Here is a 26852-nt window from a genome sequence, read left to right as displayed (position 1 = left end):
AAAATTTCTCCAGTGATTTTGGAGAACGACCATGCCGCACCTGGAAGCCGTCAACACCCCACCCGCCCGCGCCGATGTCTGGCATGTCGGCAATGCCCATTGCTGCGTACGCTACCAATTGCTGGCCGAAGCCGAACCGGATCTGCTGTGCCGTGCGCTCAATCTGTTCGCCTTGCAGTGTCTGACGCCGGAACAGGTACACGTGCAGCGCCAGGAAGACCTGCTGGAGATCGAGATTGTCATCGATGGTTTGAGCTGGCATCGCGCCCAGGTGATCGCGGAAAAACTTCGTAACCTCATCAGTGTCTGCTCGGTCGATCTGCAAACCGCTGACGCTGCCTGGGCTGAAGCCACTCAAGCGGCGAGCTGAAAAAACTCGATACGGCTTCGTCGGGTAGTGGCCCAACGGTCTGTGGCGCCACGACTATCCTTTGCGCACTGTTGTTCAAAAGGAGCCCGCATGTCCGTTCAATTCGCCATTCAGGACCGCTGGCTGGATCTCAATGATGTGCTGCGCGAGCTGGTTGCCCAAGGCTTTATCAGCCAGGATTCGGCCGAGCAGGCGCTCAATGCCCGTCGTCGCCATGCTGCCCATGGGCAGATGCACCCACTGGAATTCATCGCCGGCCAGCAGCTGGACGACCTCAGCCGCCCCGGCAAACACCTCGATCTGGAAAACCTGACCCTGTGGCTGTCCCAACAGGCGGGTCAGCCTTACCTGCGCATCGATCCGCTGAAAATCAACGTCGCCGCCGTGACGCCTTTGATGTCCTACGCCTTCGCCCAGCGCCACAAGATCCTCGCGGTCTCCATCGACCGCGACGCCGTGACCGTTGCCAGCGCCCAGCCCTATGTCACCGGGTGGGAGGCCGACCTGACCCATGTGCTGAAGCTGCCGATCAAACGTGTGGTGGCCAACCCCGTGGATATCCAGCGCTTCAGCGTGGAATTCTTTCGTCTGGCCAAATCGGTCACCGGGGCAACCAACGCCGATCAGCAGGTGAACACCCTCGGTAACTTCGAACAGTTGCTTAACCTCGGCGCCAGCGACCAGGAACCGGACGCCAATGACGCGCACATCGTCAACATCGTCGACTGGCTGTTCCAGTACGCCTTCCAGCAACGCGCCAGCGATATCCACATCGAGCCCCGGCGCGAGCAAGGCACGGTGCGCTTTCGCATCGACGGCGTGCTGCACAACGTCTATCAATTCCCGCCGCAAGTAACCATGGCCATCGTCAGTCGCCTGAAAAGCCTGGGGCGGATGAACGTCGCGGAGAAGCGCAAACCCCAGGACGGCCGGGTGAAAACCAAGACCCCGGATGGCGGCGAAGTGGAGTTGCGCCTATCGACCTTGCCGACGGCCTTCGGCGAAAAAATGGTCATGCGGATTTTCGACCCGGAAGTGCTGCTCAAGGATTTCGATCAGCTTGGGTTTTCCGCCGACGACCTGCGGCGCTGGCAGGACATGACCCGTCAACCCAACGGCATCATTCTGGTCACCGGGCCGACCGGTTCCGGCAAGACCACCACGCTTTACACGACGCTGAAGAAGCTGGCGACGCCGGAGGTCAACCTCTGCACCATCGAAGACCCGATTGAAATGGTCGAACCGGCGTTCAACCAGATGCAGGTCCAGCACAACATCGACCTGACCTTCGCCGCCGGGGTACGCGCGCTGATGCGGCAAGACCCGGACATCATCATGATCGGCGAGATTCGCGATCTGGAAACCGCCGAAATGGCCATACAGGCCGCCCTCACCGGGCACCTGGTACTGTCGACGCTGCACACCAACGACGCACCCAGCGCCATCAGCCGTTTGCTGGAACTTGGCGTGCCGCATTACCTGATCAAGGCCACGGTGCTCGGCGTCATGGCCCAGCGTCTGGTGCGTACCTTGTGCCCGCACTGCAAGGCGCCACAGGCCTTGAATGAAGAGGACTGGCAAACCCTGACCCGGCCCTGGCAAGCACCGCTGCCGGGCAATACCCAACGCGCCATCGGTTGCATGGAATGCCGTGACACCGGCTATCACGGCCGCGCCGGGGTCTACGAAATCATGCAACTGACCGACGGCCTCAAAGCCCTGATCAACCCCGACACCGATTTGCTGGCAGTGCGGCGACAGGCGTTCAAGGAAGGCATGCGCAGCTTGCGATTATCAGGTGCGCAAAAGGTCGCGGCCGGTTTGACCACCGTCGAAGAGGTGTTGCGCGTGACGCCGCAGAGCGAGCAGAAGTAGGTGTGCGGTGATGGAACTCGATTGGGGAAATGGCGATCCAACGCCGTAGTTAAAGCCCCCAGTGGAGTCACCCATCATGCGTTTCAAACTTGCTGTCGCTACCATCGCCTTGTTGTCCCTGCCTGTCGGTTCGGCGATGGCTGACAGCTTTTGGCGTAACGTCATCTCGTCCGGTGCCACCACCGGTTCGACTTACCTGACCTTCAAGGATCACAAGCTGATCGTCGCCGCCCAGGACGATGCCGGCAGTTTCGTCGCCAGTGACGGTGGCATCCGCGGCCCGTATCTGGAGGCCGCCATGCAGCAAGTCCGCGCCGACAATCCGGGCCTGCAGGCTACGGACATGGAACTGGCGAACGCGATCCTAGCGAAGAATGCCGTGGCTGCCGAGTAATTGATGCCGCAATGAAAATGCCGCTCATATGAGCGGCATTTTCATCTCTGCGATCTTTTGATTTTCCTAGCGGTAATCATCCACTGGCACACACGCGCAAAACAGGTTCCGGTCCCCATAAACATTGTCCACCCGGTTCACCACCGGCCAATATTTGTGGGCCTTGGTGTGCGCATCCGGCGTAACCGCTTGCTCGATGCTGTAGGGCCGCTCCCAGATTCCGGTGATGTCGGCCAGCGTATGCGGCGCACGTTTCAACGGATTGTCCTCGGCTGGCCAGTTGCCGTTCTGCACCTCGGTAATCTCCGCACGGATGCTCAGCATCGCGCCGATAAAACGGTCCAGCTCCGCCTTCGATTCACTTTCAGTGGGTTCCACCATCAATGTCCCCGGCACCGGAAACGACATGGTTGGCGCATGGAAACCATAGTCCATCAGGCGCTTGGCAACGTCTTCCTCGCTAATGCCAGTCAGTGCCTTCAAGGGCCGCAGGTCGAGAATGCATTCGTGGGCCACGCGTTCGTTGCGACCGGTGTAGAGCACCGGGAACGCCCCGGACAAATGACGCGCCAGGTAATTCGCAGCGAGGATTGCCACTTCGCTGGCATCGGCCAACTGCGGTCCCATCATGGCGATGTACATCCAGCTGATCGGCAGAATGCTCGCACTGCCCCACGGCGCGGCGCTGACCGCGCCGTTCTGTGCCAATGGCCCGTCGATCGGCACCACCGGGTGATTGGCCACGAACGGCGCCAGATGCGCGCGCACACCGATCGGCCCCATGCCCGGCCCACCACCGCCATGGGGAATGCAGAAGGTTTTGTGCAGGTTCATGTGCGACACGTCGGCGCCGATGTCCGCCGGCCGCGCCAAGCCGACCTGCGCGTTGAGGTTGGCGCCGTCCATGTACACCTGGCCGCCGTGCTTGTGGATAACTTCGCAGATTTCGCTGATGCCTTCCTCGTACACGCCATGGGTCGACGGATACGTCGCCATCAGGCAGGAGAGTTTGTCCCCGGCGTCTGCGGCTTTTTCCTTCAAGTCATCCAGATCGACGTTGCCCGCTTCGTCGCACTCGACGATCACCACGCGCATTCCGGCCATCTGCGCCGACGCCGGATTGGTGCCGTGGGCCGACGACGGAATCAGGCAGATATCCCGCCCACCCTGCTGACGGCTCTCGTGGTATTTGCGGATCGCCAGCAGCCCCGCGTATTCGCCCTGGGCACCGGAGTTGGGTTGCATGCAGATCGCATCGAAGCCGGTGATCGCGCAGAGCCAGCGCTCCAGTTCCTCGATCATCAATGAATAACCAACCGCCTGCTCTTTCGGCGCAAACGGATGCAGATTGGCGAACTGCGGCCAGGTAATCGGGATCATCTCGCTGGTGGCGTTGAGTTTCATGGTGCACGAGCCCAGCGGGATCATCGATTGATTGAGCGCCAGGTCTTTGTTTTCCAGTTGCTTGAGGTAGCGCAGCATCTCGGTTTCGCTGTGATGGGCGTTGAACACCGGATGGCGCAGATAAGGCGTGGTGCGTGCCAGCCCGGACGGAATGCCAGAGGCCAGGGTTTCAGCGTCCAGTTCGTCGACGTTGAGTCCATGATCGGCGCCGAGAAACACATCGAACAGTTTCGCCACGGTGGACTCGTCGCAACTTTCGTCGAGACTCAGGCCCAATCGCCCACGGCCCAGGATGCGCACGTTGATCTGTGCGGCCACGGCGCTTTCTATGATCGCGGTCTGGGTGCCGCCGACTTCCAGCGTCAGGGTGTCGAAGAAATGTTGGTTGAGACGGGTGATGCCCTTGCGCTCAAGGCCGGCGGCGAGGATGCAGGTCAGTCGATGCACGCGCTGGGCAATGCGCTTGAGCCCTTCGGGACCGTGATACACCGCGTAGAAACTGGCGATATTGGCCAGCAGCACCTGGGCGGTGCAAATGTTCGAATTGGCCTTCTCGCGGCGAATATGTTGCTCGCGGGTTTGCAGGGCCATGCGCAGTGCGACGTTGCCGCGGGCGTCTTTCGACACGCCGATGATCCGCCCGGGAATCGCCCGCTTGTACTCGTCACGACTGGCAAAAAACGCCGCGTGCGGTCCGCCGTAGCCCATGGGCACACCGAAACGCTGGGATGAACCGAATACCACGTCGGCGCCCAACTCCCCCGGCGGGGTCAGCAACAGCAGGCTCAACAGATCGGTGCCGACGCACGCTAGCGCCTGTTGCGCATGCAGGTGATCAATCAGCGGGCGCAAATCACGAATCTCGCCGTGGGTGTCGGGATATTGCAGTAATGCACCGAACACCTGGTGCTGCTTCAAGTTATCCACAGCGTCGATAATCAGCTCGAAACCGAAACCCTCAGCACGGGTCTGCACCACGGAAATGGTTTGCGGATGGCAGTTTTCATCGACGAAGAACAGATTGCTTTTCGACTTGGCGACCCGTTTGGCTAGTGCCATGGCTTCCGCCGCAGCGGTGGCTTCGTCCAGCAGCGAGGCGTTGGCCAGTTCCAGGCCCGTGAGGTCGATGGTCAATTGCTGAAAATTGAGCAGCGCTTCGAGTCGCCCTTGGGCGATTTCCGGTTGATAAGGCGTGTAAGCGGTGTACCAGCCGGGATTTTCCAGCACGTTGCGCAGGATGACGGCCGGCGTGAGGGTGCCGTGGTAGCCCATGCCGATCAGGCTGGTCCAGACCTGGTTCTGCTCGGCATAACCGCGCAGCTTGGCCTGTGCCGCTTCTTCGTCCAATGCCGGCGGCAGATCGAGCGGCCGGTTCAGGCGAATGCCTGGCGGCACCGTCTGCTCGATCAGTTCGACCCGACTGCCCAGACCCAGGCTGTCGAGCATCGCCTGCTGCTCGGCGGCATCCGGCCCGAGGTGACGGCGAAGGAAGGCATTGGGGTCGCGTAACTGACTCAGGGACGGCAACTGGGACATGACGGGCTCTCTCTTGACTGGCGCTCAACGTCGATGCAACACGGTCAAACCAGCATAGCAGCCGATAGCCGATCAAAAGATCGCAGCCAGACATGAAAAAGCCCCGACGGGTCGGGGCTTTGGGGGTGACGCTAAAGACTTACTCGCCGATGGCGGCCTTGTAACCGGCGGCGTCGAGCAGCTTGTCCAGATCAGCCGTGTTGCTTGGCTTGAGCTTGAAGATCCACGCGCCATACGGATCGGAGTTCAGCAGCTCAGGCTCACCGCTCAGCGCTTCGTTGACCGCAATCACTTCACCGGCAATCGGGGAGTAGATGTCGGAAGCCGCTTTCACCGACTCGACGACACCGGCCTGATCTTGTGCAGCAAACACGTTGCCCACTTCGGTCAGTTCAACAAACACCACGTCACCCAGCGCTTCCTGCGCGTGATCGCTGATGCCCACGGTAACGGTGCCATCGGCTTCCAGACGTGCCCATTCGTGACTTTCGGCAAAACGCAGTTCGGCAGGGATATCGCTCATGTTCTGTGTCCTCAGGAAAATTGTCAGCGGTCCAAGCCCGCCGGAAAAGATTAGATCAGGGTTTTGCCGTGGCGTACGAAGGTCGGTTTGACCACTCGAACCGGGTACCACTTGCCACGGATTTCCACTTCTGCGCGGTCGGCAGTTGCCATCGGCACGCGCGCCAGTGCAATCGACTTGCTAAGCGTAGGAGAGAAACTACCACTGGTGATCTCCCCTTCGCCAACATCGGCGATGCGGACCACTTGATGAGCGCGTAAAACACCGCGTTCCTCAAGGACCAGACCGACCAGTTTGTGCTGTACGCCACCGCGGCGTTCGGCTTCCAGCGCCGTGCGCCCGATGAACTGCCGGGTGGCCGGCTCCCACGCAATGGTCCAGGCCATGTTGGAGGCCAGCGGTGAAACGTCTTGCTGGATGTCCTGACCGTAAAGGTTCATGCCGGCTTCGACCCGCAAGGTATCCCGCGCGCCAAGGCCGATTGGGGAGATCCCGGCGCCCACCAGATCGTTGAAGAAGCCGGGAGCCTGATCGGCCGGCAAGATGATTTCCAGTCCGTCCTCACCGGTGTAACCGGTGCGTGCAATGAACCACTCGCCGTCAGGCTGACCTTCGAAAGGTTTAAGCAGCTGAATCAGGTTGCCGCGTGACTGGTTGACCAGCTCGGCAATCTTGTGTCGGGCGTGGGGCCCCTGGATCGCCAGCATCGCCAACTCGGAACGCTCGCTGAGCTGCACGTCGAAGCTGTCGAGATGGGCGTGCATCCAGGCCATGTCCTGGTCGCGGGTGGAGGCGTTGACCACCAGGCGATAACCGTCATCGAGACGGTAGACGATCATGTCGTCGACGATGCCGCCCTGCTCGTTGAGCATGGTGCTGTACAACGCACGGCCGGGGCTGTGCAGGCGTTCGACATCATTGGCCAGCAAATGCTGGAGCCAGGCCTTGGCCTGGGAGCCGTCGACGTCGATCACGGTCATGTGGGATACATCGAAAACACCGCAATCGCGGCGCACCTGGTGGTGTTCCTCGACCTGCGATCCGTAATGCAGTGGCATATCCCAACCGCCAAAATCGACCATCTTCGCGCCGAGGGCGAGATGAAGGTCATACAGAGGCGTACGCTGTCCCATGGGTTTCTCCTTCCGGGCGTGGCGAAGGTGCGGGCGAGTGCTCTATCGAGTGAAAGCGTTGAAACAAAAGGCTTCCAGCCGATTACTACTACCTTGTCTGTCAGACGGACCGCACCGAATGCCGCGCATTGTAGCCGCAAGGTGTAGGACTGACACCTAGCTGTTTCGATGCGCCGAACGTCGTATCAATCCGATGACCGGTAGCAGCCCGACCAAAACCAGGGTCAGCGCCGGCAAAGACGCCCTCGCCCACTCGCCTTCGCTGGTCATTTCGAAGATCCGCACGGCCAGCGTGTCCCAGCCAAACGGGCGCATCAGCAGGGTCGCAGGCATTTCCTTGAGCACATCGACGAACACCAGCAATGCCGCGCTCAACGAACCGGGCAACAACAACGGCAGATACACTTTGAAAAACAGTCGCGGCCCACTGACACCCAGACTACGTGCCGCTTCGGGCAAAGATGGCCGTATACGTGCCAGGCTGCTTTCCAATGGCCCATAGGCCACGGCGATGAAACGCACCAGATAGGCCAGCAGCAACGCCGCCAGGCTGCCCAACAGCAGCGGCTTGCCGGTACCACCAAGCCAGCCGGACAGCGGAACCACCAGCTCCCGGTCCAGATAACTGAACGCCAGCATGATCGACACCGCGAGCACCGAACCGGGCAAGGCGTAGCCAAGATTGGCCAGGCCGACCCCGGCGTTGATCCCCTGAGTCGGCGCCAATCGTCGGGCAAATGCCAGGATCAGGGCGACACTGACAGTGATAAGCGCCGCCATCGCCCCAAGGTACAACGTGTGAACGATCAGGCCGGTGTAACGCTCGTCCAGGTCGAAGCGCCCACGCTGCCAGAACCACACCACGAGTTGCAGCATCGGAATGACGAAGGCGCAGGCGAACACCAGACCGCACCAAGCGGTGGCCAGCAGCGCTTTGAAACCATGCAGGTGATACAACGCCTTGACCCGTGGCCGTTCGTTGCTTGCCCGGTTGGCACCGCGGGCACGACGCTCGCCGTACAGCACGACCATCACCACCAGCAGCAACAGGCTGGCCAGTTGTGCGGCGGTAGAGAGACTGAAGAACCCGTACCAGGTCTTGTAGATGGCCGTGGTGAAGGTGTCGAAGTTGAACACCGACACCGCGCCGAAATCCGCCAGGGTTTCCATCAACGCCAACGCCACACCGGCACCGATGGCGGGACGCGCCATCGGCATGGCCACCCGCCAGAACGCCTGCCACGGTGACTGCCCAAGCACCCGCGCGGCTTCCATCAGGCCTTTGCCCTGAGCCAGGAACGCCGTGCGCGCCAACAGGTAAACGTAGGGATAGAACACCAGCACGAGCACCAGAATCACGCCACCGGTGGAGCGCACGCGCGGCAAGCGCAGCCCGGTGCCGAACCACTCGCGCAGCAAGGTTTGCACCGGACCGGCGAAATCCAGCAGACCGACAAAGACGAACGCCAGCACGTAGGCCGGAATCGCGAAAGGCAGCATCAACGCCCAGTCCAGCCAACGCCGACCGGGAAATTCGCAGAGGCTGGTGAGCCAGGCCAGGCTCACACCGAGAACGGTCACACCGACACCCACGCCGAGCACCAGCGTCAGGGTATTGCCCAGCAACCGTGGCATCTGTGTTTCCCAGAGATGGGACCAGATCTGTTGATCGATGGTTTGCCAGGACAGCAGCAAGACGCTCAGGGGCAGCAGGACCAGCGCAGCGATGGCGAAGACCAGGGGATACCAGCGGCGTTGGGCGGGGTGGGCCAAGGAAAAGCTCTCTGGAGAAATCAACGAAATGTACGTTAAACGTGAAAAGATCGCAGCCTCCGACAACGCCTACAGTGAGTTGGTGATCACCCTGTAGACGCTGCCGAAGGCTGCGATCTTTTACTCTTTAAACCAGCAGGCGTCAGTTCCAGCCAGCACGGTCCATCATGCGAATCGCTTCAGCCTGACGCTTGCCGGCGACTTCCACCGGCAAGGTATCGGCAATGAACTTGCCCCACGCTGCGACTTCAGCGGATGGCTGAACAGTCGGGTTGGCCGGGAATTCCTGATTCACATCAGCAAAGATTTTCTGCGCTTCAGGCGTGGTCATCCACTCCACCAGGGCCTTGGCGGCTTCCGGGTGCGGCGCATGCTTGGTCAGGCCGATACCCGACAGGTTGACGTGCACGCCGCGATCCGCCTGGTTCGGCCAGAATAGTTTCACCGGCAGATCCGGTTTCTGCTTGTGCAGGCGACCGTAGTAGTAGGTGTTGACGATGCCGACATCGCATTGGCCGGCGTTGATGGCTTCCAGCACCGCAACATCGTCGGAGAACACGTCGGTGGACAGGTTGTTGACCCAGCCCTTGAGGATCTTCTCGGTTTTTTCGGCGCCGTGGACTTCGATCATGGTGGCGGTCAGCGACTGGTTGTAGACCTTCTTCGCCGTGCGCAGACACAGGCGACCTTCCCAGTTCTTGTCGGCCAGTGCTTCGTAGGTGGTCAGTTCGCCCGGCTTCACCCGCTCGGTGGAGTAGGCGATGGTCCGTGCGCGCAAGCTCAGGCCGGTCCAGGCATGGGACGCGGCGCGATATTGCAGCGGGATGTTGGCATCGATGGTTTTCGAGGTGAAGGGCTGGAGAATGCCCATTTGCTCGGCTTGCCAGAGGTTGCCGGCATCGACGGTCAGCAGCAGGTCGGCCGTGGCGTTCTCGCCCTCGGCCTTGATGCGCTGCATCAGCGGCGCTTCCTTGTCGGTGATGAACTTCACCTTCACGCCGGTTTTCGCGGTGTAGGCATCGAAGACTGGCTTGATCAGCTCGTCGATACGCGAGGAGTAGACAACCACCTCGTCGGCGGCCTGGGCAAAGCTGCTGCCAATCAGGGTCAGGGCCAGTGCGGTCAGTAGACGCTTCGGTGCCAACATGGGAGCGGTCTCTCGATTGAAAAAGTGAGGCCAAATGATAAGGACTCACATTTGCCATCTCAATCGAACAGTTCGCGGAGGAGTTACCAGATGTTGCATAAGCCCGTGAAACGACTGCAGATCTCAGGCCTTGGCGAGGGCCGGCAAATCCCCGATCAACCCCAACGCCTCGCGCACAAACAACGCCTTGGCCTCAGGCATCCGGTCGACCATTTTCAACCCGGTATTACGCAACCAGCGCACCGGCAATGGATCAGCCTGGAACAACCGCTCAAAACCTTCCATCGCGGCCATCAGCGCCAGGTTGTGCGGCATGCGCCGACGCTCGTAACGGCTAAGCACCTTTACATCCGCCAGACGCTCGCCACGGGCAGCAGCTTGCAACAGCACTTCGGCGAGCACGGCGGCATCAAGGAAACCAAGATTGACGCCCTGCCCGGCCAACGGGTGAATGGTGTGAGCCGCGTCGCCGATCAGGGCGAGGCCTTCAGCCACGTAACGTTTCGCATGACGCTGACGCAGCGGCACGCACAGACGCGGGTCGGCGCTGAGCACGCTGCCGAGTCGACCTTCAAAGGCGCGCTCCAGTTCCAGGCAGAAAGCCTCGTCATCCAGCGCCATCAGACGCTCGGCTTCGCTCGGCGTGGTCGACCAGACGATCGAACACCAGTCCTGCTGACCATCACGTTCCAGAGGCAAAAACGCCAACGGGCCGGTATCGGTAAAGCGCTGCCAGGCTGTCGATTGATGATTTTTTGAGCTACGCACACTGGTGACGATCGCGTGGTGCAAGTAATCCCATTCGCGCGTCGCGACACCCGTCAGGCGCCGCACCGCCGAGTTCGCGCCATCCGCCGCGATCACCAGCGGCGCGCGCAGGGTGCGGCCATCGGCCAGGGTCAGCAGCCAGTCGTCGCCGGAGCGTCGCATCTGCTCCAGACGAGCGTTGGCCAACATCCCCAAGTCACCGTCGTGCAAACGGTCAAGCAACGCGTCTTGAACCACGCGGTTCTCGACGATATGCCCCAGCACCTCGGCATGCACGCTGGCTGCCGAAAAGTGGATCTGCCCGGTGCCGCTGCCATCCCAGACCTGCATCTCGCCGTAAGGGCTGCTGCGTCGGTTGGCGATGCCGTCCCAGACACCGAGGCGTTCGAGAATTCGCTGACTGGCGATGGACAGCGCGCTCACCCGCGGTTCGAACGGGGCTTTGGCATCAAACGGTTTGACGCTCATCGGGCTGCCGTCCAGCAGCAGGACTTCCAGCCCGCTGTCCTGCAACGCCAGCGCCAGGGCGCTGCCGACCATTCCGGCTCCGACAATCAGCAGATCTGCGCGCATTTCCATGCTTTAAGCCTGTCTCGCTTGCGGCTTGAGCCGCACGTAAAGGGTTTTTCCGACACGCGCCACCAGGTGACCGGCGCCGTCATGAATATCGACCTGCAATTGCGGCAGGTATTTTTCGCCGTTGGCCGTCTGCCGGCGGATCTCGTCGAGCAGGGTGTCGTCGATGTTGAAGCGGGCAAACACCGGACCTTTGCCCGGCGCGATGAAATCGATGTCGGCAGCCTTGTCCCAGACGATGTAGTTGTGCCCCAGGTTCTCCATCAGCATCAGCATGAAGAACGGGTCGACCATCGAATACAGGCTGCCACCAAACTGGGTGCCGACGTAGTTGCGGTTGTACCAGCCCAGGCCCATGGACACCTGAATGTCCCGGAAATCGTCACTGATGTGCCGAACCCGAACCCCGGCGCCAAGGTACGGCGGGTAGAGGCTCATGAACCTGCGCATCAACCGTGCTTTACCGAATGTGCGAATCAGCCACTTAAGCATCCGGGCGAGTACCCAAACCCATGGCCTGCCGGGCGAACCAGCGTTTGGCCGGCGGCAGCAGATCGAGGCCGAGCAGGCCGAGATTGCGGCCCAGCGAAACCAATGGCTGCGTGCTGCCAAACAGGCGCGTGACCTGATCGGAGAAGCCAACAGTGAGGTTCTGATCCAGACGCTGGCGCTCGCGATAGGCCTGCAAGGTCGCGAAGTCGCCCAATGGCTGCTCACTGGCGAGCAACGCATCGGCCAGCGCCTGGGCATCGCGCAGCGACAAGTTAAAACCTTGGCCGGCAATCGGATGCAGGCTGTGGGCAGCATTACCCAGTATCGCCAGATGCGGTCGCACCTGCTCTTCGGCTTCCACCAGCGACAGCGGGTACAGATGCCGCGCCCCCACCTGCTTCAACGTGCCGAGGCGATAACCGAACACGTCCTGCAATTCGCTGAGGAAACTACGCTCATCGAGGGCAGCCAAGCGTTGCGCGTCCATCCCCAGACGGGTCCAGACCAGCGCGCAGCGGTTGTCCGGCAACGGCAGCAACGCCATCGGGCCATCGTCGGTGAAACGCTCGAACGCCATGCCGTTGTGGGCTTCGCTCGGAGTGATGTTGGCGATCAGCGCGCTCTGGTTGTACGGACGTTTTCTGATGCCGATCCCCAGTTGCTCACGCAGACCTGACCGGCCGCCATCCGCCAGGACCGCGAGGTCGCATTCCAGCGTGGTTTCGTCATTGAGGGTCAGGCGGTAGCCGTCGGTGAGCGGCTCCATGCCCGTGACTTCCGCCGGGCAACGCCAACTGATCACGTCCTTGTCCAGGCCTTGCCACAGGCATTGGCCGAGCCAGGCGTTTTCCACCACGTAGCCCAGCGCCGGAACGCCCTCTTCCATCGCCGACAGTCGCGCTGTGGAAAACCGCCCCCGGTCGGAGACGTGAATCTGCTTGATCGGTTCGGCGCGACGGGAGATCGCCTGCCAGACGCCCAAGCGCTGATAAATCTGCCGGGCGCCAAACGACAATGCCGTGGAGCGTGCGTCATAGCTCGGTTGATAGGTGTCGCCGGGGGCAAACGGCTCGATCAGCACGATCTTCCAGCCACGGGACTTGGCCCCGGCCTGCAACGCCAGCGCCAGACTGGCACCGACCAGACCGCCTCCGATAATCGCCAGATTGACTCGACTCATGCCGCTTGTGTCCGTGCTTGCGCCATCAAGGCCTCGATTTCGGCGACCGTTTTCGGCACGCCCTTGGTGAGGATTTCACAGCCGGTTTTAGTGACCACCACGTCGTCCTCGATGCGCACACCAATGCCGCGCCATTTCTTCGCCACGTTGCGATTGTCCGGGGCAATGTAGATCCCCGGCTCCACGGTCAACGCCATGCCAACTTCCAGCACGCGCCATTCACCGCCGACCTTGTATTCACCGACGTCATGCACGTCCATGCCGAGCCAGTGCCCGGCGCGGTGCATGTAAAACGCCTTGTAGGCTTCGCTGGCGATCAATTCATCGACATCGCCTTGCAACAAACCCAATTCGACCAGGCCTTTGGTAATCACCTGAACCGTGGCTTCATGGGCCTGATTCCAGTGTTTATCCGGTGCGATCTCGGTGAACGCAGCTTCCTGCGCCGCCAGCACCAGTTCGTAGATCGCCTTCTGCTCCGCCGAATACTTGCCGTTGACCGGCCAGGTGCGAGTGATGTCGCTGGCGTAGCAGTCGATTTCGCAACCGGCATCAATCAGCACCAGATCGCCATCCTTGAGCACCGCGTCATTCTGTTGGTAATGCAGGATGCAGCTGTTGCGCCCCGCCGCGACGATCGAACCGTAGGCCGGCATCTTCGCCCCGCCCTTGCGGAATTCGTAATCGAGTTCGGCTTCCAGGCTGAACTCATGCAACCCGGCACGGCTGGCTTGCATGGCGCGTACGTGCGCCTGTGCAGAAATCCGTGCGGCTTCACGCATCACCTTCACTTCTGCCGCCGATTTATACAGGCGCATGTCGTGAAGCAAATGATCCAGGGCAACGAATTCGTTCGGTGGCTGGGCACCGAGGTTGGCCTTGGAACGGATCACGTTGATCCACTCCATCAAGTGGCGATCGAACTCCGGGTTGCTGCCCATCGCCGAATACACCCGGTCGCGACCTTCGATCAGGCCCGGCAGGATGTCGTCGATGTCGGTGATCGGAAAGGCGTCGTCGGCACCGAAGTCGCGGATTGCGCCTTCCTGCCCGGCACGCAGGCCGTCCCACAACTCACGTTCGGCATTGCGCTCACGGCAGAACAGAATGTATTCGCCATGCAGACGCCCCGGCATCAGTACCAGAACGGCCTGTGGCTCGGGAAACCCGCTGAGGTATTGAAAATCACTGTCCTGACGGTAGACGTGTTCGACATCGCGGTTGCGGATGGCCACCGCGGCGGCGGGCAGGATCGCGATGCTGTTGGGCTCCATCTGCGCCATCAAGGCCTTGCGGCGACGGCTGTATTCCAATTTCGGGATATGGATCATGGGCAGATGGTTTTCCCTTTCTTACGATTAATGCAAAGACGGTTTGGCAGCGGCCTGCACGTCTTTTTTAGTCTCGGAGAACAGCAGCAGCGGTGCGACGCGCAGGTACTCCATAACTTCCATATAGTCGTTTTCGCCGTCGTCGGACTCTTCCAGAGCGTCTTGCACCTGGGAAATGGCCGCCAGATCCTGTAGCACTTCGGTGGCTTCGGTGCTCAGGGCGCTGCTGTCACGGCAGTTAAGGCCAAATCCGCTGAGGAAGCCCTGGCACCATTGGCCCAGTGCGGCGGCACGGTCGGCGAGCGGAGCATCGTCGGTTGGCAGCAGCAGAACAACCGTCACGTCGTCGCCGGTAAGCTCGCCCTTGACCATTTCTTGCAGGCCGATCAAGGCGTTGCGAACGTTGTCCTGTGGCTCGCTTTCCAGCAGCTCGGCGGCGTCGATCAACCAGCCTTCTGCATCGAAACCGGCGCCGGCGCAGCTGCGACCGAGCAACAGGCCATGCAGTTCGGCAGGCGAGACATTGTGACCGCTGGAAGTCAGCAGAGTGGCGAAGGCGTTGTAAGGGGAATTCTGAATGGTCATGGGCAGCTAGGCGCCAGACGGCGCTATGTCTAGAATGAAGGCCTTGTATCCTACATCGACTACCCCTGTAGGAGCGAGCTTGCTCGTGATGGTCGTCAACGTTAACGCTGGGGCGCTGACACCTCGCGGCGTTCTCAGGCTCATCGCGAGCAAGCTTGTGCCTACAGTCCAAACCCATCAGACAGTGAAGACAATGGAAGACACCGACCTGCAAGCGCTGATGGCCAGACTCGAGCTGCTGATTACCCGAGTCGAGCAACTAAAGAGCCAAAACGGACTCTTACTAGCTCAGGAAAAGACCTGGCGCGAGGAACGCGCTCACCTCATTGAAAAAAACGAAATCGCCCGGCGTAAGGTCGAATCGATGATTTCGCGCCTCAAGGCCCTGGAGCAAGACTCATGAGTTCAAGCAATAGCGTCACCGTGCAGATCCTCGACAAAGAGTATTCGATCATCTGTCCCCAGGAAGAACGCAGCAACCTGGTGAGCGCCGCCCGTTACCTGGACGGAAAAATGCGCGAGATCCGCAGCAGCGGCAAAGTCATCGGCGCCGATCGCATTGCCGTGATGGCCGCGCTGAACATCACCCACGACCTGCTGCACAAGGAAGAACGCCCGGATATCCAGGCCAGCGGCTCGACCCGTGAGCAGGTGCGCGACCTGCTCGATCGCGTCGATCTGGTACTCGCTACCGATCCGGACGTCACCAAAGGCTGATTCGCCTCACCGCTTGGGGTATACTCCGATCACTCCCTGGGGTGTTTGCCAGTTGGCGATGTCCCTGAGCCGATTTGCTATACCCTGGAGGTTGCACGTTGGGCTGGTGTGCATGTCCGCTAGACGGAAAGCCTTAAAGCCTACTGCATCTTCCACCTTGAACTTTCGGGTTCAAGGGCTAAGTCGACAGCGACACATTCGGGGAGCCTGATTTCAGTCCAATGCCGGTTTTGATACCGGCATTGGCGTTTTTACGGGTACGCTCCACGTATCCGCCTTGTTGAAGCCCGAATTCATGACCGAACCTGCGCTGCTGCCCCGCCCGCAACTTCGACGCATGCTGCGCAAGGCCCGCCGCGCACTGACACCCAGTCAGCAGCGCCAGGCCGCTCGCGGGCTATATAAGCAATTGGCCCAGCAACCGCTGTTCCGCCGGGCAAAACACATCTCTCTTTATCTGCCTACCGACGGTGAAATCGATCCGCGCCTGCTGCTGCGTGCCGCCCAGCGTCGGGGCAAGGCCACCTATCTGCCGGTGCTCAGTGCCTGGCCACGAACCAAGATGGTGTTCCAGCGCATCCGCCCCGGTGAAAAGCTGAAACCCAACCGCTTCCGCATTCTCGAACCCAGGCACAATCTCGCCCGACAACGCAAAGTCTGGGCGCTGGACCTGGTGCTGCTGCCGTTGGTGGGGTTTGACGATGTCGGCGGGCGACTGGGCATGGGCGGCGGCTTCTATGACCGCAGCCTGGCCTATCTGGCGCGCCGCAATGACTGGCGCAAGCCGACGCTATTGGGGCTGGCCCATGAATGTCAGAAGGTCGAGCGATTGGCACAGGCGAGCTGGGATGTGCCGCTGCAAGGAACGGTCACGGACAAGGCCTGGTATTACGCAGGCTAAACGCCACTGGACTCAGCGGCGTCGAAAGACAGGTTTAGCGTTTGAACGCTGTCGACTGTTGCTGCAATTGAGCCACTTCGACCGGCGCATCGGTCTTGTTGGCCCACAGGCTTTGGGCATAGCCAGTGGTCACGACGCCGAGGCCGAACAAAATGACCAAAATCCATAGTAAATCCGGTTTGCGTTTCATCGACTGCCCCCCAAAGGCATATCAACACGATGACAGCAGCGGTTTCCGTTTTGTAGGCCGTGCAGCAGCGTCAAGCTTTAAAGGCCGGCATTTTGCGACAACGTGAACCGCTGCGCAAATGCTGGCGTCAACCGACTGTCGGTTTGTCATAAAATTGCCGGACAACCCGCCCACCCACTTCGCAAGGAGCAAAAAGCATGGCCTATTGGCTGATGAAATCCGAGCCCGACGAACTCTCGATCAAAGGCCTGGAGAAGCTGGGCACAGCGCGCTGGGACGGGGTTCGCAACTACCAGGCGCGAAACTTCCTGCGAGCCATGGCGGTCGGGGACGAGTTTTTCTTCTATCACTCCAGCTGCCCGGAGCCAGGGATTGCCGGGATTGGCAAGATTGTCGAAGCCGCGTATCCGGACCCGACGGCGCTGGAACCTGAGAGTCATTACTACGACCCGAAGGCAACGGCGGAAAAAAACGCCTGGAGCGCGATTGATGTCGCGCATGTCGAGTCGTTTTCCAGGGTGTTGAAGCTGGACTATCTAAAGCAGCAGACGGCGCTGTCCGAGATGCCGTTGGTGCAGAAGGGGTCGCGACTGTCGGTGATGCCGGTGACGCCAGAGCAGTGGGCGGCGGTGATTGCGCTCAAGCCGTAAGATTTGCAGCGTCTTTCAGAATGCAATCGCGAGCAGGCTCGTTCCCACAGGGGATCTCAGCGAATGGAGATCCGATGCAGGAGAGAGCCTGCTCGCGAAGAGGTCGGCGCAGGCAATAGATGTCTTACTGGATAATCAGGTTGTTGAATAACAAATCCTCAACCACCGGCTTGCCGGTTTCATCATTCAAGATCTGCTGGGTCTGCTTCAACGCTTCCTGACGCAGCTTCTCCTTGGCCTCGACGTTGTTCATCGTCTCGGTGGTCTGCTGGGCAAACAGCGCTACCAGTTGGTTGCGGATCAGCGGCTCATTGGCCTTGACCGCCTTGGTCGCTTCCTCACCGGTCACCCGCAACGCCACATCGGCCTTGTAGACCTTGAGCTTCTGCGTACCGTCCAACCCGTAGTTACCCACGAACGGCGGGCTCAGGGTGATGTAATTGACCTTCGGAGCTTCACCTTCTTTGGCTTCTTCGGCCACCGCTGCCACAGGCAGAGACAGGGCCAGCATCAACATGATCCACGCTTTCACAATTCGCTCCTTATCCGGTTTGCGGCCTAGCATAACGACCCGCCGCTCAAGCACAAGCTTATGGCTGACTATCAGGGCCGGGCATGCTCGTTGACCCGTCGACTCACACACCTACACTTATCGGCCATCACTCCCAAAGGAATAGCCCTGATGAAAGCCGTGCTGTGCAAAGCCTTCGGCCCTGCCGAATCGCTGGTGCTGGAAGACGTCGCCAGTCCTGTCGCGAAGAAGAACGAAATCCTGCTGGACGTGCACGCCGCCGGGGTCAATTTCCCCGACACGCTGATCATCGAGGGCAAGTACCAGTTCAAGCCGCCCTTCCCGTTTTCCCCAGGCGGCGAAGCAGCCGGTGTGGTCCGCGAAGTGGGTGAAAAGGTCAGCCACCTGAAAGTCGGCGACCGGGTCATGGCCCTGACCGGCTGGGGCAGCTTCGCCGAACAGGTCGCCGTGCCGGGTTACAACGTGCTGCCAATCCCGCCGTCCATGGACTTCAACACCGCCGCTGCGTTCAGCATGACCTACGGCACCTCGATGCACGCGCTCAAGCAGCGCGGCAACCTGCAACCGGGCGAAACCCTGCTGGTGCTCGGTGCCTCCGGTGGCGTCGGCCTCGCCGCCGTGGAAATCGGCAAAGCCATGGGCGCCCGCGTAATCGCCGCCGCCAGTAGCGCCGAAAAACTCGCCGTGGCCAAGGCTGCGGGTGCCGATGAGCTGATCAACTACAGCGAAACCAGCCTCAAGGATGAAATCAAACGCCTGACCGATGGCCAGGGCGCCGACGTGATCTACGACCCGGTGGGCGGCGACCTGTTCGACCAGGCCATCCGCGCCATCGCCTGGAACGGCCGCCTGCTGGTGGTCGGTTTTGCCAGCGGCCGCATTCCCGAACTGCCGGTGAACCTGGCATTACTTAAAGGCGCAGCAGTACTCGGCGTGTTCTGGGGCTCCTTTGCGCAACGCCAACCACAAGACAACGCTGCGAACTTCAAGCAACTGTTTGGCTGGTTTGCTGAGGGCAAGTTGAAACCATTAGTGTCGCAGGTTTATCCGATGAGCAATGCAGCTCAAGCCATCAATGATCTCGGTCAGCGCAAGGCGGTCGGGAAAGTGGTGGTGCAGGTTCGCTGAGACCCAAAAGGTCTGGACTTCGCCTGGCGTCGTCCAGACCCGTCTAGTTAAAGCAGCTTGCGAATCTCCTCCGGCAAATACCGCACATATCGCGAAACCGGGTTTTTCAAGCATTGCCGGACGATGATCGGCACCGTCCTGTTCAGCTTGGCTATCAGAGCCAGGCGTCGCTCAGTCGACAGCGTTGTCGTAGAGAACGCGTTCGACAGATAAGCGCGGGTGTAGTGAAACGCGGCTGAATCAACCCACGACTGCTCTGCGGTGTGAACGATGACCTCGTTGAGGTCGCGACATCTCAATTCCTTGAGCCATTTGTTGGTGTGGAGCGGCAAAGTCGTGTCGAACCGGAATTGCATGGGCGCGACCACTTCCTGTTCTGCCGGCCTGCCATCTTCAACCGTCCACGGCTTGAATCGCCATTGCTCGATAGCAACCCGGGTGGCCTCGGCCAGGTCGTGGTGATCGCTTTGCAGGATGCTCACCTTGCTGACCGAACCATCGGCATTGACCATGAACCTGACCCGGACATCACCAATGATCCCGGCCCTTTGCAGTGCAACCGGGTAAACCGGCCGGGGGTTGTTTTCGGGTATCAGAAACACCTCCGCCGCCACTACCGCGCCGGACAGCGCCCACATCACCATCAACACAAACCACCGCATAACCCCTCCCCATTGCACCTCAAATGCCAGTGTTGGCAACAGGACAAAGGTTAAAGAGAGGCGGTGTTGAGCTGAAGATCATGACTTCCGGTAACAGCGCAGGACATTTCCCAAAGACCTGCGTTATCCCTGCCAGCCTGCAGCCGAAAAACCGAAAGCAGTAACAACTCCTACAACGCCCTTCATTTATATCTGAGCGACATGTTCATAAAGGAATGCTCGTATTCCAACATTTCCGCTGTTTGGCCGATGAGAAGCGATGCTATTTTCGGTAATGAAACTGTAACATTCGCATCCGCAGTCAAAACAAGAAAACTGGAGCTCTTGAATGTTTGCTTTCTTTCGTCCTGCCGCACATCAGGCTCCACTGCCTGAAGAGAAAATAGACAGCACCTACCGCCGCCTGCGTTGGCAAATCTTCGCCGGTATCTTTATCGGCTACGCCGGTTACTACCTGCTGCGCAAAAACTTCTCCCTGGCCATGCCTTACCTGATCGAAGAGGGCTATACCCGCGGTGAGCTGGGCGTGGCGCTGTCGGCAATTGCCATCGCCTACGGCCTGTCCAAGTTCCTGATGGGCATCGTTTCCGACCGATCCAACCCGCGCTTCTTCCTGCCGTTCGGCCTGATGGTTTCGGCTGCCGTGATGTTCATTTTCGGTTTCGCGCATTGGGCGACGTCCAGCGTGACCATCATGTTCATCCTCCTGTTCATCAATGGCTGGGCACAGGGCATGGGTTGGCCGCCAAGTGGACGGACCATGGTGCACTGGTGGTCGCAGAAGGAACGCGGCGGCGTGGTGTCGCTGTGGAACGTGGCGCATAACGTCGGCGGTGGCCTGATCGGCCCACTGTTCCTGATAGGCATGGGTTTGTTCAATGACTGGCACGCTGCGTTTTACGTGCCGGCGGCGGTGGCCATGGCGGTCGCGGTGTTTGCCTTTGTCACCATGCGCGACACCCCGCAGTCGGTCGGCCTGCCGCCAATCGAGAAGTACAAGAACGACTATCCGGAAGGCTACGACGCCAGCCATGAAGAAGAATTCAGCGCCAAGGAAATCTTCGTCAAATACGTGCTGCGCAACAAAATGCTCTGGTACATCGCCCTCGCCAACGTCTTTGTCTACCTGCTGCGCTACGGCGTTCTGGACTGGGCACCGACTTACCTGAAGGAAGCCAAGGGCTTCACCGTGGACAAGACGTCCTGGGCGTATTTCTTCTACGAGTGGGCGGGTATTCCGGGCACGCTGTTGTGTGGGTGGATGTCGGACAAGATTTTCCGTGGCAACCGCGGCCTGACCGGTATGGTGTTCATGGCGCTGGTGACCGTGGCGACGCTGGTGTACTGGCTCAACCCGGCCGGCAACCCGACCGTCGACATGATCGCGCTGGTGTCCATCGGCTTCCTGATCTACGGCCCGGTAATGCTGATCGGTTTGCAAGCGCTGGAGCTGGCACCGAAGAAAGCCGCCGGTACGGCTGCGGGCTTCACCGGTCTGTTCGGTTATCTGGGTGGTTCGGTCGCGGCCAGTGCAGCGATGGGCTACACCGTGGACCATTTCGGTTGGGACGGCGGTTTCGTCTTGCTGATCGGTGCGTGCCTGCTGGCGATGGCGTTCCTTGCGCCAACGCTGTGGCACAAGCAAGTTGCCAGTCAGAGCCGCGAAGCTATCGCTTGATCAGCCTTTGATTTACAGCGCTTGAGCCGCGCCTCCAGATTCCGGTCTGGCATGGCGTGGCTACGCAGGGCGTGGGCGGTCTGCTCGACATAATCGCGAGTGGTGCCGTAACGCCCGCAAGCGTTTTCGAACACGTGGCTCAGTACGTGATCCGGCAAGTTGCCAGCGTAGCTGGGCAAGTGCCGCTCCAGAACAAACCCCAATGCCTGAACCTGGCTGCCGTCTTCGAGCCGGCAATTGAGCCAGTGCGGGCGATAGGATGGAAACGGCATTTCCCGCTTCCAGAGCGCATACAGCGAAGCGTCCAATTGCTCTTCCGGCAAGCGGTAGGCAAAACCACTGCATGAACCGCCGCGATCCAGACCGAACACCAGCCCGGGCATTTCCGGGGTGCCACGATGCTCGTGGGACCACAAATACAATCCGCGATGATAACCATGCACCCGTCCGCGAACGCGTTCAACGGCCGTGCACTCGGGGCGCCAGATCAGCGAACCGTACGCAAAGAGCCACACCGGCCCACCCTTGTGGCGCGCCATGGTTGATTGCATCGAGCTGAGTAATTGTTCGTGAGTGAGCTGCGGCCCCAGATCGAGCTGCGGCGGGTAAGCCAGGTTCAGAAACGAAGATTCAATGGCGCTCATGGCGAATAGCTTTCAGCTCCCCGCGATCGATGTATTACTTAATAGAACGCACCGTTGTAACAATAAGGCACATAAGTTTTAAGGCAATTTAAGTGCCATGGCACAGTTATTAATTAATTGCCTGAATGACATATAACCTACCGACATTTATACGACTGTATAAATACCGATAGGCTATATAGAGAGTTATAACGAGACGCCGTGGCTCAAGCGCGCGGCGCGTACGCAAACACGTCGGCGCGCATCTGATGGGCGTCCATCCCCGCCTCTACCAGTGCATCCAGCGTGCCGTAGACCATCGCCGGCGAACCACTGGCATAGACGTGCAAGGTCTTCAGATCGGGAAAGTCTTCGCACACCGCTTCATGCAACATGCCGCAGCGCCCCTGCCAGCCGCATTGATCGCTAACGACTTTATGCAGGAACAGGTTGGGCAACTTCAGCCACTCGTCCCAATGCTCGACTTCATAGAAGTCTTCCGGACGACGCACGCCCCAGTACAAATGCACGGGATGCTTGAAGCCTTCGGCGCGGCAGTGTTCGATCAAGCCGTGGACCTGGCCCATGCCGGTGCCAGCGGCAATCAGCACCAGCGGACCGTCCGGCAACTCGGCCAGGTGCGCATCACCGAAAGGCATGTCGATGCGCACCATCGTGTTGCGTTGCAGTTGCTGGATCAGGTTTATCGCACTGGCTTCGCGCGCCAGCACGTGGATTTCCAGGTCTCGCCCACCCGAAGGTGCCGACGCCAGGGAGAAGGACGATTTTTCGCCATTGTCCCGATGGATCATCAAGTACTGGCCCGCGTGATAACGCGGAGGCTTGCCCGCTGGCGCCCGCAGGCGCACCCGCCAGGTATCACCACCGACCTCGGTGCAACTGGTGACCTGACACGACAGACTGCGCACCGGCAATTCTCCCAGCGCGAGCACGCCATCCCACAGCACGATGCAGTCTTCCAGCGGCTCTGCTATGCAAGTGTAGAACTCGCCATGGTCGCGCACACCGCCGGCCTGTTCGACTCGACCTTCCACCAGCAACGCGGCACATACATGACAGTTGCCGTTGCGACAGCTTTGCGGGCATTCATAGCCCAGGCGGCGTGCGCCATCGAGAATCCGCTCGCCGGGCAGAATCTCAAGCACTGCTCCGGAAGGCTGCAAGGTTACACGCATCAATCTATTCCTAACTGATTCCAGATGGCATCGATCCGCTGGGTCACGGCGTCGTCCTTGACGATCACCCGACCCCACTCCCGCGTGGTTTCACCAGGCCATTTATGCGTGGCATCGAGCCCCATCTTCGAACCCAGGCCGGACACCGGCGAGGCGAAGTCGAGGTAGTCGATCGGCGTGTTCTCGATCATCACTGTGTCGCGCTTGGGGTCCATGCGCGTGGTGATGGCCCAGATCACGTCGTTCCAGTCCCGGGCGTTGATATCGTCGTCAGTGACAATAACGAACTTGGTGTACATGAACTGTCGCAAAAACGACCAGACACCGAGCATTACCCGCTTGGCGTGGCCCGGATACGACTTCTTCATGGTCACGACGGCCATGCGATACGAGCAGCCTTCGGGCGGCAGGTAGAAATCGGTGATCTCCGGAAACTGCTTCTGCAGGATCGGCACGAACACTTCGTTCAGCGCCACACCGAGAATCGCCGGCTCATCCGGCGGACGGCCGGTGTAAGTGCTGTGATAGATCGGCTTGATCCGGTGGGTGATGCGCTCGACGGTGAACACCGGGAAGCTGTCGACTTCGTTGTAGTAACCGGTGTGGTCGCCGTACGGACCTTCGTCAGCCATTTCGCCTGGGTGGATCACGCCTTCAAGGATGATCTCGGCGGTGGCCGGCACTTGCAGGTCATTGCCCCGGCACTTCACCAGTTCGGTACGGTTGCCGCGCAGCAGGCCGGCAAAGGCGTATTCGGACAGGCTGTCGGGCACTGGCGTCACGGCGCCAAGAATGGTTGCAGGGTCAGCGCCCAGCGCCACGGCGACCGGGAACGGCTGGCCGGGATGCTTTTCGCACCACTCGCGGTAATCCAGCGCGCCGCCACGGTGGCTCAGCCAGCGCATGATGACCTTGTTGCGGCCGATCACTTGCTGACGGTAGATACCGAGATTCTGCCGATCCTTGTTCGGACCTTTGGTGACAGTCAGGCCCCAAGTAATCAGGGGGGCAACGTCGCCCGGCCAGCAGGTCTGCACTGGCAGCGTCGAGAGATCGACGTCATCGCCTTCGATCACCACTTCCTGGCAGATCGCATCTTTGACGACCTTGGGCGCCATCGAGATGATCTTGCGGAAGATCGGCAGCTTGGACCACGCATCTTTCAACCCTTTCGGCGGCTCGGGCTCCTTGAGGAACGCCAGTAGCTTGCCGATTTCGCGCAGTTCACTGACCGCTTCGGCGCCCATACCCAAGGCTACGCGCTCGGGTGTGCCGAACAGGTTGCCGAGCACGGGAATATCGTAGCCGGTAGGCTTTTCGAATAGCAGGGCCGGGCCTTTGGCGCGCAGGGTGCGGTCGCAGACCTCGGTCATTTCGAGCACTGGGGACACGGGAACCTGGATGCGCTTGAGTTCGCCGCGCTGTTCCAGCCCGCTGATAAAGTCGCGCAAGTCGCGATACTGCATGCGTGAGCCTCGTGTTGGCCGTGGCGTTCGGGGCAGGCAGTTTAGCGCCGAACCATGCGGTTCAGAACCACGAACTGCCGCTTGATCAAAAATCGGATAGCAAAAAGCCGGGTTTCCCCGGCTTTTTGTGCCTGCTCGACTTACTTGCGCTTCATCGACAGGAAGAACTCATCGTTGGTCTTGGTCGTTTTCAGCTTGTCGACCAGGAACTCGATGGCAGCGACTTCGTCCATCGGGTGCAGCAGCTTGCGCAGGATCCACATGCGCTGCAACTCGTCGTCGGCCGTCAGCAACTCTTCGCGGCGGGTACCGGAACGGTTGATGTTGATGGCCGGGAACACACGTTTTTCAGCGATACGTCGATCCAGAGGCAGCTCCATGTTGCCGGTGCCTTTGAATTCCTCGTAGATCACTTCGTCCATCTTCGAGCCGGTTTCAACCAGCGCGGTGGCGATGATGGTCAGCGAGCCGCCTTCTTCGATGTTCCGCGCGGCGCCGAAGAAACGCTTCGGTTTCTCCAGGGCATGGGCATCGACACCACCGGTCAGTACCTTGCCGGAGCTCGGGATCACGGTGTTGTAGGCACGGGCCAGACGGGTGATGGAGTCGAGCAGGATCACCACGTCCTTCTTGTGTTCGACCAGGCGCTTGGCCTTCTCGATCACCATTTCGGCAACCTGCACGTGACGGGTTGGCGGCTCATCGAACGTCGAGGCAACCACTTCGCCGCGCACGGTGCGCTGCATTTCGGTCACTTCTTCCGGACGTTCGTCGATCAGCAACACGATCAGGTGAACTTCAGGGTTGTTGCGGGCGATGTTCGCAGCAATGTTCTGCAGCATGATCGTTTTACCGGCTTTCGGCGGTGCAACGATCAGACCACGCTGGCCTTTGCCAATCGGGGCGCACAGGTCGATCACACGACCGGTCAAGTCTTCGGTGGAACCGTTACCGGCTTCCATCTTCATGCGCACGGTCGGGAACAGCGGGGTCAGGTTCTCGAAGAGAATCTTGTTTTTCGCGTTCTCAGGACGATCGAAGTTGATCGTGTCGACCTTGAGCAGGGCGAAATACCGCTCGCCTTCCTTTGGAGGGCGGATCTTGCCAACGATGGTGTCACCGGTGCGCAAGTTGAAGCGACGAATCTGGCTCGGCGAGACGTAGATATCGTCAGGGCCGGCGAGATAGGAGGCGTCTGCAGAGCGGAGGAAGCCGAAGCCGTCCTGGAGAATCTCCAGCACGCCATCACCGGAGATTTCCTCACCGCTTTTAGCGTGCTTTTTCAGCAGGGAGAAAATCACGTCCTGCTTGCGCGAACGGGCCATATTTTCTATGCCCATCTGTTCGGCCAATTCGAGCAGTTCGGTAATCGGCTTTTGCTTGAGTTCAGTCAGATTCATATAGGAATGACGTAATCATTTATGGAGGGGGAAATTAAGCTTTTGGCTTAATGAGGCCGCGCCGCGGAGAAGGCGACAGGATCGCGTACTTATTCGAAAAGGAGAGCGTCGGCGACGGCTAGCAGGGGGCACTGGAGAAACCAGCGCGGGGCCGAATGTATCACCTGAGTTTCGGAGCGTCTAGCCCTCAACAACGAAAAAAGCCCCGCTATTTGCGGGGCCTTTTTTTGACACGCTACGACGACGCTTAGATGTTGGCGTCGAGGAAAGCCGCCAGTTGCGACTTCGACAGTGCGCCGACCTTGGTCGCTTCAACGTTGCCGTTCTTGAACAGCATCAGGGTCGGGATACCACGCACGCCATGCTTGGCCGGGGTTTCCTGGTTTTCGTCGATGTTCAGTTTGGCAACGGTCAGCTTGCCTTTGTAGGTCTCGGCAATTTCGTCCAGAACAGGAGCGATCATTTTGCAAGGGCCGCACCACTCAGCCCAGTAGTCGACCAGTACAGCGCCTTCAGCCTTGAGTACGTCGGCCTCGAAGCTAGCGTCGCTAACGTGTTTGATAAGATCGCTGCTCATGGAATTCTCCAGGGTTGTAAGCAAAAAAACGTGGCCCATCATAGC

Annotated in this window: 27 protein-coding genes and 1 other RNA gene; 10 read left to right on the top strand and 18 right to left on the bottom strand. The window is 60.0% G+C overall.

What is annotated here, in order from left to right; genetic code table 11:
• Positions 1-31: 31 nt before the first annotated feature.
• The 3 genes from ACNYC6_RS14935 (at position 32) to ACNYC6_RS14925 (ending at position 2639) form a co-directional block, all read left to right on the top strand.
• Entirely contained in the window at positions 32-370 is a 339-nt protein-coding gene (locus ACNYC6_RS14935; RefSeq protein WP_419708074.1) for a hypothetical protein, read from the top strand.
• Between the two features lie 90 nt (positions 371-460).
• Positions 461-2245 carry a GspE/PulE family protein gene (locus tag ACNYC6_RS14930; protein WP_419708073.1) on the top strand — a complete coding sequence of 595 codons (1785 nt, stop codon included), beginning with the start codon at positions 461-463 and terminating at the stop codon, positions 2243-2245.
• A gap of 76 nt (positions 2246-2321) precedes the next feature.
• Entirely contained in the window at positions 2322-2639 is a 318-nt protein-coding gene (locus ACNYC6_RS14925) for a DUF2388 domain-containing protein (RefSeq protein ID WP_416129568.1), read from the top strand.
• A gap of 66 nt (positions 2640-2705) precedes the next feature.
• Here ACNYC6_RS14925 and gcvP read toward each other — a convergent pair whose 3' ends face one another.
• The 10 genes from gcvP to ACNYC6_RS14875 form a co-directional block, all read right to left on the bottom strand.
• A complete protein-coding gene (gene gcvP, locus ACNYC6_RS14920) occupies positions 2706-5579 on the bottom strand; it encodes an aminomethyl-transferring glycine dehydrogenase (RefSeq protein WP_419708072.1) in 2874 nt (957 codons plus the stop codon).
• Between the two features lie 139 nt (positions 5580-5718).
• Entirely contained in the window at positions 5719-6102 is a 384-nt protein-coding gene (gene gcvH / locus ACNYC6_RS14915) for a glycine cleavage system protein GcvH (RefSeq protein ID WP_419708071.1), read from the bottom strand.
• A gap of 50 nt (positions 6103-6152) precedes the next feature.
• A complete protein-coding gene (gcvT, locus tag ACNYC6_RS14910) occupies positions 6153-7235 on the bottom strand; it encodes a glycine cleavage system aminomethyltransferase GcvT (RefSeq protein WP_419708070.1) in 1083 nt (360 codons plus the stop codon).
• Between the two features lie 156 nt (positions 7236-7391).
• Positions 7392-9008: an ABC transporter permease gene (locus ACNYC6_RS14905; RefSeq protein WP_419708069.1), complete on the bottom strand. Its 1617-nt coding sequence runs from the start codon at positions 9006-9008 to the stop codon at positions 7392-7394.
• 142 nt (positions 9009-9150) lie between these two features.
• On the bottom strand, positions 9151-10155 hold the full coding sequence (locus ACNYC6_RS14900; protein WP_419708068.1) for an extracellular solute-binding protein: 1005 nt from the start codon (positions 10153-10155) through the stop codon (positions 9151-9153).
• 123 nt (positions 10156-10278) lie between these two features.
• Positions 10279-11496 carry a 2-octaprenyl-3-methyl-6-methoxy-1,4-benzoquinol hydroxylase gene (locus ACNYC6_RS14895; protein ID WP_419712969.1) on the bottom strand — a complete coding sequence of 406 codons (1218 nt, stop codon included), beginning with the start codon at positions 11494-11496 and terminating at the stop codon, positions 10279-10281.
• Positions 11497-11505: 9 nt separating this feature from the next.
• Positions 11506-11991, bottom strand: coding sequence for a DUF4442 domain-containing protein (locus ACNYC6_RS14890; RefSeq protein ID WP_419708067.1), 486 nt, complete (start codon positions 11989-11991; stop codon positions 11506-11508).
• The gene (gene ubiH / locus ACNYC6_RS14885; RefSeq protein WP_419708066.1) at positions 11984-13171 is read right to left on the bottom strand and encodes a 2-octaprenyl-6-methoxyphenyl hydroxylase; all 1188 of its coding nucleotides are present in this window, start codon (positions 13169-13171) and stop codon (positions 11984-11986) included. Before ubiH ends, ACNYC6_RS14890 begins: the two co-directional genes overlap by 8 nt.
• Positions 13168-14502, bottom strand: a complete 1335-nt coding sequence (gene pepP / locus ACNYC6_RS14880) for a Xaa-Pro aminopeptidase (protein ID WP_419708065.1) — start codon at positions 14500-14502, stop codon at positions 13168-13170. Before pepP ends, ubiH begins: the two co-directional genes overlap by 4 nt.
• Before the next feature lie 27 nt (positions 14503-14529).
• On the bottom strand, positions 14530-15087 hold the full coding sequence (locus ACNYC6_RS14875) for a YecA family protein (RefSeq protein WP_419708064.1): 558 nt from the start codon (positions 15085-15087) through the stop codon (positions 14530-14532).
• 193 nt (positions 15088-15280) lie between these two features.
• Between ACNYC6_RS14875 and ACNYC6_RS14870 the strand changes: the two genes are divergently transcribed.
• From ACNYC6_RS14870 to ACNYC6_RS14855, 4 genes are all read left to right on the top strand, one after another.
• Positions 15281-15490, top strand: coding sequence for a TIGR02449 family protein (locus ACNYC6_RS14870; RefSeq protein ID WP_007982902.1), 210 nt, complete (start codon positions 15281-15283; stop codon positions 15488-15490).
• Positions 15487-15804 carry a cell division protein ZapA gene (locus ACNYC6_RS14865; protein ID WP_008055229.1) on the top strand — a complete coding sequence of 106 codons (318 nt, stop codon included), beginning with the start codon at positions 15487-15489 and terminating at the stop codon, positions 15802-15804. Before ACNYC6_RS14870 ends, ACNYC6_RS14865 begins: the two co-directional genes overlap by 4 nt.
• A gap of 30 nt (positions 15805-15834) precedes the next feature.
• Positions 15835-16013: non-coding RNA, 6S RNA (gene ssrS, locus ACNYC6_RS14860), on the top strand.
• Positions 16014-16099: 86 nt separating this feature from the next.
• On the top strand, positions 16100-16705 hold the full coding sequence (locus tag ACNYC6_RS14855; protein WP_032831317.1) for a 5-formyltetrahydrofolate cyclo-ligase: 606 nt from the start codon (positions 16100-16102) through the stop codon (positions 16703-16705).
• A 34-nt stretch (positions 16706-16739) separates the two neighbouring features.
• Here ACNYC6_RS14855 and ACNYC6_RS14850 read toward each other — a convergent pair whose 3' ends face one another.
• Positions 16740-16895 carry a hypothetical protein gene (locus ACNYC6_RS14850; protein WP_008048702.1) on the bottom strand — a complete coding sequence of 52 codons (156 nt, stop codon included), beginning with the start codon at positions 16893-16895 and terminating at the stop codon, positions 16740-16742.
• Positions 16896-17092: 197 nt separating this feature from the next.
• Here ACNYC6_RS14850 and ACNYC6_RS14845 point away from each other — a divergent pair, with 197 nt between their 5' ends.
• Positions 17093-17545 carry an EVE domain-containing protein gene (locus ACNYC6_RS14845; RefSeq protein WP_419708063.1) on the top strand — a complete coding sequence of 151 codons (453 nt, stop codon included), beginning with the start codon at positions 17093-17095 and terminating at the stop codon, positions 17543-17545.
• A gap of 124 nt (positions 17546-17669) precedes the next feature.
• Here ACNYC6_RS14845 and ACNYC6_RS14840 read toward each other — a convergent pair whose 3' ends face one another.
• Positions 17670-18077: a flagellar basal body-associated protein FliL gene (locus ACNYC6_RS14840; RefSeq protein WP_419708062.1), complete on the bottom strand. Its 408-nt coding sequence runs from the start codon at positions 18075-18077 to the stop codon at positions 17670-17672.
• A gap of 150 nt (positions 18078-18227) precedes the next feature.
• Between ACNYC6_RS14840 and ACNYC6_RS14835 the strand changes: the two genes are divergently transcribed.
• A complete protein-coding gene (locus ACNYC6_RS14835; protein ID WP_419708061.1) occupies positions 18228-19205 on the top strand; it encodes an NADPH:quinone oxidoreductase family protein in 978 nt (325 codons plus the stop codon).
• Positions 19206-19252: 47 nt separating this feature from the next.
• Here the strand turns inward: ACNYC6_RS14835 and ACNYC6_RS14830 are convergent, their stop codons facing one another.
• Positions 19253-19867, bottom strand: a complete 615-nt coding sequence (locus ACNYC6_RS14830) for an energy transducer TonB (protein WP_419708060.1) — start codon at positions 19865-19867, stop codon at positions 19253-19255.
• A gap of 328 nt (positions 19868-20195) precedes the next feature.
• Between ACNYC6_RS14830 and glpT the strand changes: the two genes are divergently transcribed.
• The gene (glpT, locus tag ACNYC6_RS14825; RefSeq protein WP_419712894.1) at positions 20196-21545 is read left to right on the top strand and encodes a glycerol-3-phosphate transporter; all 1350 of its coding nucleotides are present in this window, start codon (positions 20196-20198) and stop codon (positions 21543-21545) included.
• Here glpT and ACNYC6_RS14820 read toward each other — a convergent pair.
• From ACNYC6_RS14820 to trxA, 5 genes are all read right to left on the bottom strand, one after another.
• Entirely contained in the window at positions 21521-22189 is a 669-nt protein-coding gene (locus ACNYC6_RS14820; protein WP_419712893.1) for a gamma-glutamylcyclotransferase, read from the bottom strand. The two genes, glpT and ACNYC6_RS14820, sit on opposite strands and share 25 nt — an antisense overlap.
• A 206-nt stretch (positions 22190-22395) precedes the next feature.
• Positions 22396-23364, bottom strand: a complete 969-nt coding sequence (locus tag ACNYC6_RS14815) for a CDP-6-deoxy-delta-3,4-glucoseen reductase (protein ID WP_419712892.1) — start codon at positions 23362-23364, stop codon at positions 22396-22398.
• Positions 23364-24830 carry a 4-hydroxy-3-polyprenylbenzoate decarboxylase gene (gene ubiD, locus ACNYC6_RS14810; RefSeq protein WP_419712891.1) on the bottom strand — a complete coding sequence of 489 codons (1467 nt, stop codon included), beginning with the start codon at positions 24828-24830 and terminating at the stop codon, positions 23364-23366. Before ubiD ends, ACNYC6_RS14815 begins: the two co-directional genes overlap by 1 nt.
• A 140-nt stretch (positions 24831-24970) precedes the next feature.
• Positions 24971-26230: a transcription termination factor Rho gene (gene rho, locus ACNYC6_RS14805; protein WP_003206716.1), complete on the bottom strand. Its 1260-nt coding sequence runs from the start codon at positions 26228-26230 to the stop codon at positions 24971-24973.
• Positions 26231-26477: 247 nt separating this feature from the next.
• Positions 26478-26807, bottom strand: coding sequence for a thioredoxin TrxA (gene trxA, locus ACNYC6_RS14800; RefSeq protein WP_003206727.1), 330 nt, complete (start codon positions 26805-26807; stop codon positions 26478-26480).
• Positions 26808-26852 lie beyond the last annotated feature (45 nt).

It is taken from the genome of Pseudomonas sp. NFX224, assembly GCF_048565165.1.
In the GTDB taxonomy this organism is placed as follows: domain Bacteria; phylum Pseudomonadota; class Gammaproteobacteria; order Pseudomonadales; family Pseudomonadaceae; genus Aquipseudomonas.
Note: the sequence above shows the minus strand (reverse complement) of the source record. Positions and strands in the feature narration are given on the sequence as shown.